8 protein-coding genes are annotated in these 9552 nt (G+C 71.7%); 5 read left to right on the top strand and 3 right to left on the bottom strand.

The genetic code is table 11. From position 1 onward, the window contains the following. Positions 1–42 precede the first annotated feature (42 nt). From FNH09_RS41590 to FNH09_RS41580, 3 genes are all read left to right on the top strand, one after another. A complete protein-coding gene (locus FNH09_RS41590) occupies positions 43–891 on the top strand; it encodes a fumarylacetoacetate hydrolase family protein (protein WP_152895050.1) in 849 nt (282 codons plus the stop codon). 103 nt (positions 892–994) lie between these two features. After that, entirely contained in the window at positions 995–1615 is a 621-nt protein-coding gene (locus tag FNH09_RS41585; RefSeq protein WP_152895049.1) for a TetR/AcrR family transcriptional regulator, read from the top strand. Between the two features lie 330 nt (positions 1616–1945). Beyond that, complete coding sequence (locus FNH09_RS41580; protein WP_162469886.1) at positions 1946–3412, top strand: amino acid permease; 1467 nt, start codon at positions 1946–1948, stop codon at positions 3410–3412. Between the two features lie 133 nt (positions 3413–3545). On the opposite strand, the gene FNH09_RS41575 is transcribed toward FNH09_RS41580, so the two are convergent. Further along, positions 3546–4256, bottom strand: coding sequence for a glutamine amidotransferase-related protein (locus tag FNH09_RS41575; protein WP_162469885.1), 711 nt, complete (start codon positions 4254–4256; stop codon positions 3546–3548). 130 nt (positions 4257–4386) lie between these two features. On the opposite strand from FNH09_RS41575, the gene FNH09_RS41570 reads away from it, so the two are divergent. Next, the gene (locus tag FNH09_RS41570; RefSeq protein WP_152895048.1) at positions 4387–5877 is read left to right on the top strand and encodes an aldehyde dehydrogenase; all 1491 of its coding nucleotides are present in this window, start codon (positions 4387–4389) and stop codon (positions 5875–5877) included. Continuing rightward, positions 5874–6587, top strand: a complete 714-nt coding sequence (locus FNH09_RS41565) for a gamma-glutamyl-gamma-aminobutyrate hydrolase family protein (RefSeq protein ID WP_162469884.1) — start codon at positions 5874–5876, stop codon at positions 6585–6587. The genes FNH09_RS41570 and FNH09_RS41565 overlap by 4 nt, the downstream gene beginning before the upstream one ends. A gap of 171 nt (positions 6588–6758) precedes the next feature. On the opposite strand, the gene FNH09_RS41560 is transcribed toward FNH09_RS41565, so the two are convergent. Together FNH09_RS41560 and FNH09_RS41555 are read right to left on the bottom strand one after the other, a co-directional pair. Continuing rightward, entirely contained in the window at positions 6759–7331 is a 573-nt protein-coding gene (locus tag FNH09_RS41560) for a MarR family transcriptional regulator (protein WP_162469883.1), read from the bottom strand. 194 nt (positions 7332–7525) lie between these two features. Then, complete coding sequence (locus tag FNH09_RS41555) at positions 7526–9238, bottom strand: MFS transporter (RefSeq protein ID WP_152895047.1); 1713 nt, start codon at positions 9236–9238, stop codon at positions 7526–7528. Between the last annotated feature and the right edge of the window lie 314 nt (positions 9239–9552).

Below are 9552 nucleotides of genomic sequence, written 5' to 3'. Positions count from 1 at the left end.
CCCGCGCCCCGCGCACCCCCCACAGCCGCTAGGAGCCACGACATGCCCGAGTACCGCCGCATCCTCCTGGACGGCGCCGCCGTCCAGGTCACCGTCGAGGGCGACGAACTCGTCGCCGGCGACGGCCGCCGCGTCAAGATCGAGGAGGCCCAGCATCTGCCTCCGGTGGTCCCGTCCAAGGTGATCGCGGTGCACCTCAACCACCGCAGCCGCGTGGACGAGTTCGGGATCACCCTCCCCGACACGCCCACCTACTTCCACAAGCCGACCTCGGCGCTCAACTCCCACAAGGGCGCGATCGTGCGGCCCGAGGGCTGCAAGTGGCTCAACTACGAGGGCGAGGTCGCCATCGTCATCGGCAGGACCGCGCGCAACATCTCCCCCGAGGAGGCCGGGGAGTACATCGCGGGCTACACGGTCGCCAACGACTACGGCCTGCACGACTTCCGCGACACCGACGCGGGCTCCATGCTCCGGGTGAAGGGCTCCGACACGCTCTGCCCGCTCGGCCCGGGCCTGGTCACCGACTGGGACTTCCACGGCAAGAGCCTGCGCACCTACGTCAACGGCGAGGTCGTCCAGGACGGCACCACGGACGAGATGCAGTGGGACATGCACTACCTCGTCGCCGACATCGCCCGCACCATCACCCTCTACCCGGGTGACGTGCTCCTGTCGGGCACCCCGGCCAACTCCCGCCCCGTCAAGCCCGGCGACGTCGTCGAGGTCGAGGTGGAGGGCCTCGGCCGCCTCACCAACCACATCGTCACCGGCCCGACCGCCATCCGCAGCGACGTCGGCGCCCAGCCCACCGAGTCCGAGGAAGTGCTGTCGACCGCGCTCGGCGGCGACTGGGAGTTCCGCGGCATCCGGGCGCCCCGCAGGGACTGACCGCTGCCCGTGAACAGCGCCGCACCGGGGAGAGGAGAAGCCCCCGGTGCGGCGCTCCTGGCTGCAATGCTTCCGTTCGAATTCGGCCGATAGGGTCACGACCATGACCGATTCCGCTGACTCCCCCGCCCGCGGGCCACGCAAGCGCCTGCACTACGGCGAGGGGCGTACGGCGCTGCTGAACGCCGCCGTGCGCGTGGTGGCCGAGGGCGGCCTGCGCAAACTCACCTACCGGGCGGTCGCCGAGGAGGCCGGAGTCACCCACGGTCTGGTGGTGCACCACTTCGGCTCACGCGACGCGCTCATCGAGGAGACGCTCGCCCACACCATCCGCACCTCCCTGAACACCAGCGCCCTGGAGCCCGGGACCGGCAGGATCGCCGACTTCTCCGCCGAGCTGTCCGACATGGTCGAGGCGGACCCCGGCATCCAGGCGTTCCAGTACGAGCTGCTGCTGGAGGCCCGGCGCAGGCCGGAACTGCTGCCGCAGATCCGCACCCTGTACGACGAGTACTTCCGCGCGACCCGGCGCGAACTCGACCGGATACTGCCCGACGATGCCGGCCCTGCGCTGTCCCGGCTGGTCTTCGCCGCCCTGGACGGCCTCGTGCTGCACCAACTCGTCCTCGGCGAGCGGGAGGTCACCGACGCCGCCCTGGAAGAACTGCGGACGCTGCTGAGGCTCCTGGCGGGGGCCCACGGCACGGACGCGACGGACGCATGACCGGCTGACCGACTGAGCGACTGGGCGACTGGGCGACTGGGCGACTGCCCGCCTTGCCCGGCTGCCCGGCGCGGACAGCACCGTATGGAGGGGCCCTGGACCTGGCGTCCGGGGCCCTTCGCCATGAGCGCGGCCGACCACCTCACGAGGCGTACCTCCCGGAACGTCCGCGGATGCGCCCCGCCCCAGGTCACAGATCCGTAAGGAGCCCGCGGCAGCCCGAAAATCATCGCCGGAACTCTTGCCAAGCGGAGGGTTCCAGCCCAGGATGAGGCAACTCGTTTGGCCTGAAACGAAACACCCCTTCCCGTTCCCAGTAGGTGATTTCGCGTGGACAGTCAAGCAGCGGTCGAGGCGCGGACCGCACAGGAGCCCACCAAGGCCGGCGGTCTCAAGCCCAACTCCCTCGGTGTCTTGGGCATCGTTTTCTTCGTTCTCTCGGCACAGGCGCCGCTGACCGGCATCGCCGGTGCCGTGCCCATCGCAGTGGGCATCGGGAACGGGGCCGGCACCCCCGCCGCGTACCTCGGCGCCGGTGCCGTCATCCTGCTGTTCTCCGTCGGCTTCGTCGCCATGGGGCGGCACGTCGTGGACACGGGCGCCTTCTACACGTACATCGGCAAGGGGCTGGGCCGCCTGACCGGCTCCGGCAGCGCGGGGGTCGCGCTCTTCGCCTACTGCGCCATCCAGGCCGCCATGTACGGGCTGTACGGGGCGACGGTGAGCGGCCTGGTCGAGCACTACGCCGGCGTCCATGTGGCCTGGTGGGTCTGGACCCTGATCACCATGGTCGTCGTCCAGATCCTCGGCGCCGCCGGGATCGAGATGGGCGCCAAGGTCCTGGCCGTCTTCGTGCTCGCCGAGTTCAGCATCCTGATCGCCTTCGCCCTCGTGACCTTCTTCAAGGGCGGCGGCCCCGAGGGGCTCAACCTCACCGACAGCTTCTCCCCCACGGCAGCGCTCCAGGGTGCGCCGGGCGTGGCGGTGATGTTCGCCATCGCGTCGATGTTCGGCTTCGAGGCCACCGCGATCTACGGCGAAGAGGCCCGCGAGCCGCGCCGTACCGTCCCCCGGGCCACGTACCTCTCGGTCGCGGTGGTCACCGGCTTCTTCGCCTTCACGTCGTGGATGCTGATCTCCGCGCACGGAGCCTCGAAGGCAACGGACGCGGCGGGCAAGGCGCTGGCCTCCGGTGACGCCACCGGATTCGTCTTCGCGCCCATCACGGCCCTGTTCGGCGGCTGGACCTCCGACGTCCTGCCGGTCCTGCTGGCCACCTCGCTCTTCGCGGGCATCCTGGCGTTCCACAACTCCGCGAACCGGTACCTGTTCTCGCTCGGCCGCGAAGGCCTCCTGCCCCGCGGGCTGACCGCGCTCAACACCCGCCACTCGCCCTGGGTCGCCGGCATCACGCAGACCGTGCTGGCGGTCCTGCTGGTCATCCCCTTCGCCCTGATGGGCAAGGACCCGGTGCTGACCCTCTTCTCCTGGTTCAGCGGTGTCGCCGTGCTGGGGATGATGCTGCTCTACTTCCTGACCTCGGTCTCCGTGGTCGTCTTCTTCCGCCGCTCGGGCGCCGACACCCGGCCGTGGAACACGCTGATCGCCCCCTCCCTGGGCGCGCTCGGCATCGCCGGCGCGATCTGGCTCATCATCGCCAACTTCGCGACGCTCATCGGCGGTGACGCGACCACCGCGCACTGGCTGGAGGCGGCCGTGCCGGTGGTCCTGGCGGCCGGCGTCGTCACCGCCCGCGTGAAGCGGGACGGACGGGAGACCGCGGCGGCGGCGAACTGACCGACGCCCCCGCCCCACCGCCCCGGTACGGCCCGGTTCCCCCCTGGCCGTACCGGGGCTCGCGCGTCCCTGCCGCCGCCGCGCCGCCCGCGGCGTCCCCCTGCACTTCCGAATGCGCAGGGGGACGCCGTCGTCAGCGTTCGGCGCCCGCCACCCGGTCCAGGAAGGCGTCGACGAGGTGACGGGCGTTCGCCCGCGCCTGCTCCTGCATGGCGTGGCTGCGGACGAGCAGTTCGTCCGGGTCGACACCCTCCCGCACGCACTGCTCCCGTCCGCCGAGGTCGATCCAGCCGCGCACCATCGACGTGGTGATCTCCGGGTGGAACTGCACGCCGAGGGAGCGCCCGACCCGGAAGGCCTGTACGCACACGTCGGTGCGGGCCAGTTCCTCGGCGCCGTCGGGCAGGAGGCAGTGGTCGAAGTGCCACTGGAACCACGGGCCGGCCGGCACCAACGAGGGATCGTCCGTGTCGACCTCCACCCAGCCGATCTCGGGGCGCCCGGCGGCGGCCACCGAGCCGCCAAGGGCCGTGGTGAGCGCCTGGGCGCCGAAGCAGACGCCCAGGACGGGTATGCCGAGCCGGTGGGCCTCGCGCAGCAGGGCGAGTTCGCCGCCGATCCAGCCGCCCACCGAGGATTCGTCGTAGACCGACCAGGGGGCGCCGAGCGACACGATCAGGTCCCAGCCCTCCGCCCCGGGGAAGTCGAACCGCACGTCGGGCGAGTGATGGCGGTCCCGCGGTACGACGGTCACCGTGGTGAGCTCGTACCCCCGCTCGGCGAGGCGGGCCCCCACCAGCCCGGGCTCCGTCACATGGTCGTGCAGAACGACGAGTGCGCGCACGTATGAACCCTCCTTCACCTGGCCCGACATCGTGGCCGGACCGATCCCGCGAGCTGTCGCCACGCTCTTGCGGCGGCTCGTCCGGCGATCGTATCGTTTGAATCCAAACCAGATTGTGGAGGTCTCCCGAATGCCCGACATCACCCACGAGGAGTGGCTGCGCCGCGCCGAGTCCTGGAAGGTCTCGGGCGCCCACCACATCGACGGCGCCGACGAGCCCGGGGGCGGAGCGACCTTCACCGTCGTCTCCCCGCGCGACGGCCGCGTCCTGGCCGAGGTCGCCGACGGCGGCACCGCCGAGGTGGACGCCGCCGTCGCGGCCGCCCGGCGCGCCTTCGACACCGGTCCGTGGCCGCGGCTGGCGCCCGCCGAGCGCGGCCGGGTGCTGCTGCGGATCGCCGACCTGCTGGAGGAGCGGCGCGAGGAACTGGCGCTCACCGTGAGCCTGGAGATGGGCAAGCCGGTCACCGAGGCGTACGCCATCGAACTGCGCGCCGTCATCGGCACCTTCCGCTGGTACGGCCATCTCGCCGACAAGCTCACCGACGAGTCCCCGCACACCCCGCAGGACGCGCTCGCGCTCGTCACCCGGGAAGCGACCGGCGTGGTCGGCGCGGTCGTGCCCTGGAACTTCCCGCTGACACTGGCCGGCTGGAAGGTCGCCCCGGCGCTCGCCGCGGGCTGCACGGTCGTCCTCAAGCCCTCCGAGAACTCCCCGCTGTCCGCGCTGCTGCTGGGCCGGATCGCCACCGAGGCCGGACTGCCCCCGGGCGCGCTCAACGTCGTGGCCGGCAACGGGCCGGTGGCCGGCCGAGCCCTCGGTCTGCACCCCGACGTCGACGTGCTCGCCTTCACCGGCTCGACGGCCGTCGGCCGCCACTTCCTGCACTACGCCGCGGACTCCAACCTCAAGCGCGTCTGGCTGGAACTGGGCGGCAAGTCGCCCAACATCATCCTGCCCGACGCTCCCGATCTGGCGAAGGCGGCCGCCACCGCCGCCTGGGGCATCTTCTTCAACCAGGGCGAGATGTGCACCGCCCCCTCCCGGCTGCTGGTGCACTCCTCCGTCGCCGAGCAGGTCACCGACGCCATCGTGGCGCGCGCGGACGCACTGCGCGTCGGCGACCCCCTCGACCCCGCCACCGAGATGGGCGCCCTGGTGAGCGCGGGCCACCTCGGCCGGGTCCTCGACCACGTCGGCACGGGCCTCGACGAGGGCGCCCGGCTGCGTGCCGGCGGCGAACGCACACTGACCGGGACCGGCGGCAGCTACCTGCGGCCCACCGTCTTCGACCGGGTGGCCCCCGGTATGCGGCTGTCCCGAGAGGAGATCTTCGGGCCCGTCCTGTCGGTGCTGACCTTCGACGACCTCGACGAGGCGGTGGCCCTGGCCAACGCCACCGAGTACGGACTCGCGGCGGGCCTGTGGACCTCCGACCTGTCCACCGCGCACCGGGTCTCGCGCGCCCTGAAGGCCGGCACCGTCTGGGTCAACTGCTACGAGGAGGGCGACCTCAGCGTCCCCTTCGGCGGCATGAAGCAATCCGGCAACGGCCGCGACAAGTCCGTGCACGCCCTGGAGAAGTACACCGAACTCAAGACCACCTGGATCCAGCTGTGACCGCACCCGTACGCCCGCTGATCGCGATCCCCGCCCGCTTCTCGGCCACCACGTCCGCGCTGCGCTACGCCGCCGAGGTCAACGCCCGCGCCCTGGTGGAGGCCGTGTGGCGGGCCGGCGGCGAACCGGTGAGCGTGCATCCCGACGCCACGGACGTCGCCGCTCGCCTCGGCCGCTTCGACGGCGTCCTGCTGCCCGGCGGCGGCGACCTCGCCCCGCACCGCTACGGCGCCACCGACACCCATGACGCGGTGTACGACGTCGACGACGTGCAGGACGCCTTCGACCTGGAGGTCGCCCGCCGCACGCTGGAGGCGGGTCTGCCGCTGCTGGCGATCTGCCGTGGACTCCAGGTCGTCAATGTCGCCCTGGGCGGCACCCTGGAACAGGACATGGGCGGACCGGAGAAGGAGCACCGGCACCTGGTGCACCCGGTGGCCCTCCTGCGCGGCACCCTCCTCGAACAGGCCGTAGGCGCCGAGAAGGCCGAGGCCTCCTGCTACCACCACCAGCGGGTGGACCGCCTGGGCGACGGACTCGCCGTCACGGCACGGGCCGCGGACGGCACCGTGGAGGGACTGGAACTCCCCGGCTCCGCCGGATGGTTCACCGCCGTCCAGTGGCACCCCGAGGACACCGCGCACGAGGACCCCGCGCAGCAGGGCCTCTTCGAAGCCCTCGTGGCCGCCGCCCGCGCGGGGCGCCGCTGACGTCCCGTCGTCCGCCGCCGGGACCGGGGACGGACAGCCGTCGCACCCGCCTCAGGAGTGCGGCGGCTGCGGCGCGCAGGCGCCCGGCTCTCGCGTGTACGGCCCCTGCGGGATTCGGCACCCGGAGGCGGACGACCGTGTCCCGCACCGGGGACGCCGGGCTCCTGCCGGTCAGGCCTTCGGACGGCGGCCGCTGCGGCGGGGCGCCGGCTCGGCGCCGTCGAGGAGGGCCAGGCGTCGCTCCTCGCCGGACTCCTCGACCTGGAGCACCACCTGGCGCAGTCCGTCCGCGATGCCGCGGCACTCGTCGTCGCTCAGCCGCGAGGCCACGAACGCCTCTTCCTCGTTGAACTGCGGGAACAGCCGCTGCATGAGCGCCTCCCCGTCGTCCGTGAGGCTGAGCAGCACGAGTCTTCCGTCGGAGGGGTGACCCGTCCGGCTGACCAGCCCGCGGCCCTCCAGGGTGCGCACGACCCCGGTCAGGGTCCCCTTGGAGATGCCCGCCTCCTCGGCCACGTGCCGGGTCTCCGACTCGCCCCAGATCCAGACCACCCAGAGCACCACGAACGCCGTCCAGGTCAGATCCTGGCCGCGCAGCACCGAGTTCTCCAGGTGCTGGCGTACCGCGGAGGCCGCGCGGTAGATGTTCGCGACGACGGCCATCTGTTCACGGTGGATGCGAATGCCGCCGAGCTTGGCCTGAGCCAGCTTCTCGGCTTCGCTGATGGATCGCTGTCCCGGCACGGGCAGGCTCCTTCGTGGGAGGAGGACGTTGCGTCGCGAGTGTCGTTCGAGTCCAAATTGTACGCAGGGCGGGTCGAACGCCTCTTGCGGGATCACGAACCGCGGGTGACGCCGGGAACGGGACGGCCGGGCACCCCCTTGGTACGGGGATGCCCGGCCGTCCGGTCCGACGCCGCCGGTGCGCGGGCCCGGACTCAGTGCCCGGCGCCGCCCTCGGGGCGGGCCTGACGCGGCAGGAGGAACGACAGCAGGAAGGTCAGGGCGAGCATCCCGTCGACGATCCACAGCACCGACTTCATCGCGGAGCCGAACCCGCTCTCGAAGGCCGACGACGCGGTGGCCTGGAGCGCTACGGGTATCCGGGCGCCGGCCTCGGGCGTGGTCACGGCGGACCGGGTGTCCTTCTCCAGGCGCGCGCAGGAGGCGGGCGTCGCGGCCGGGTCCTTGGCGACGGCCCGGTCCGAGGCGCAGGTACGCAGGTCCGCGACGACGCGGTCCTGCGCGGCGGGCGCGACCTGGGCGGCGGTCAGCTGCCGCCGCAGGCCCTCGGACCGGTGGTCGACGCCGTCGGCGATCGCGCCGCCCAGCAGACCGAAGAAGACGGTGCCGAGGAGGGCCACGCCGAAGGCGCCGCCGAGCTGCTGGACCGCCGTCATGGTGCCGGAGGCCGAACCCGTCTCGTGCTGCTCGACGCTGGCGAGCACGATGTCGAAGAACGGCGCCATGAGCAGACCCATGCCGATACCGGTGACGAGCAGCGACGGCAGGAGCTGCCAGGGGCCGACGCCGCTGCCCACCTGGTCGAGGGTCAGCCACACGCCGAACACGCCCAGCGCCATGACCAGCGTGCCCGCCTGGAGGACGGCCCGGCCGAACCGGGCGACGCCCTGGGCGATCCCGAAGCCGACGATCATGCCGCCCGACCAGGGCACCATCACCAGGCCGGCCTTGAGCGGGGAGTAGCCGAGGCCGATCTGGGTGTAGAGGTTGAAGACCAGCATGAAGCCCTGCATGGTCGAGAAGAAGACCAGGCCGAGGGCCATGCCGCCGCTGAAGCCGCGCTTGCGGAAGAGGCTGGGGACGACCAGCGGGTCGAGGCCGGCCCTGCTGCGGCGGGACTCGTACAGGGCGAAGGCTGCGAAGACGACCGCGGAGGCGCCCATCATCAGGAACGTCCACACCGGCCAGTCGTACTCACGGCCCTGGACCAGCGGGAAGATGATGAGCAGTGCGGCCAGCGAGACCAGGAGCATGCCGGGGATGTCTAGGCGCGGCTTGCTGTCGGAGCGGCCCTTGGGCAGGTAGCGCAGGGCACCGGCGATGGCCGCGGCACCCAGCGGCAGGTTGATCAGGAAGATCATCCGCCAGCCGGTGCCGAAGTAGTCGGCGTCCACGAGCCAGCCCGCCAGGATCGGTCCGCACACCGCGGACAGTCCCATGACCGGGCCGAACATGCCGAAGGCCTTCTGCGACTCCTTCGGCGGGAACATCTCCTTGATCATGCCGAGGCCCTGGGGCAGCATCACCGCGCCGAACAGCCCCTGCACGACCCGGGCGCCGATCAGCATCTCGGGCGACACGGACACCGCGCACAGCAGCGAGCCGACAGTAAACCCGGCGGCCCCCACCAGGAACATCCGGCGACGTCCGTGGATGTCGCCGAGCCGCCCTCCGGTGACGAGCCCGACGGCCATCGAGAGGGTGTAGGCGGCGGCGAGCCACTGCAACGTGGAGGCGCCGCCGCCGAGATCGGCCCGCATGGAGGGGCCGGCGATGTTCGTGACGACGGCGTCGAGGAGATCCATCACCTCGGCCGCGAGGATCACGAAGAGCGCAGCCCAGCGCCACCGGTAGGGCGCTGGTGAGTCGGTGGGCGTCTCGGTGGACGCGACACCGGTGGTGGACATCGGTACTCCTCGCGGGAGGGCCGCGCCGCGGTGACGATCCGCGGGCGCGGTGGGACGGATGAGTGGATACGACTGCCCGGTTTCGCCGGACGGCCCGGGACACGGGCACCCCGACAAGCCGGAGAACACTGTTCACCTTAACAGAACAGCGCTCACCGAGAGAACAGCGTTCATTAAGATATAGCGCAACTCGCGTGCCGAGACAAGATATATCGCGTTGAGTGCAGGTGAACGCCACTCACCCGGGAGAACACTGTTCTCCCGGTGCCTAGACTGTCCTCATGAGCGATGTGGCCGCCGACACCCCCGAACCC

The sequence above is a fragment of the Streptomyces adustus genome (assembly GCF_009377175.1).
Lineage (GTDB): Bacteria > Actinomycetota > Actinomycetes > Streptomycetales > Streptomycetaceae > Streptomyces > Streptomyces adustus.
This window is presented reverse-complemented; position numbering and strand designations above follow the sequence as displayed.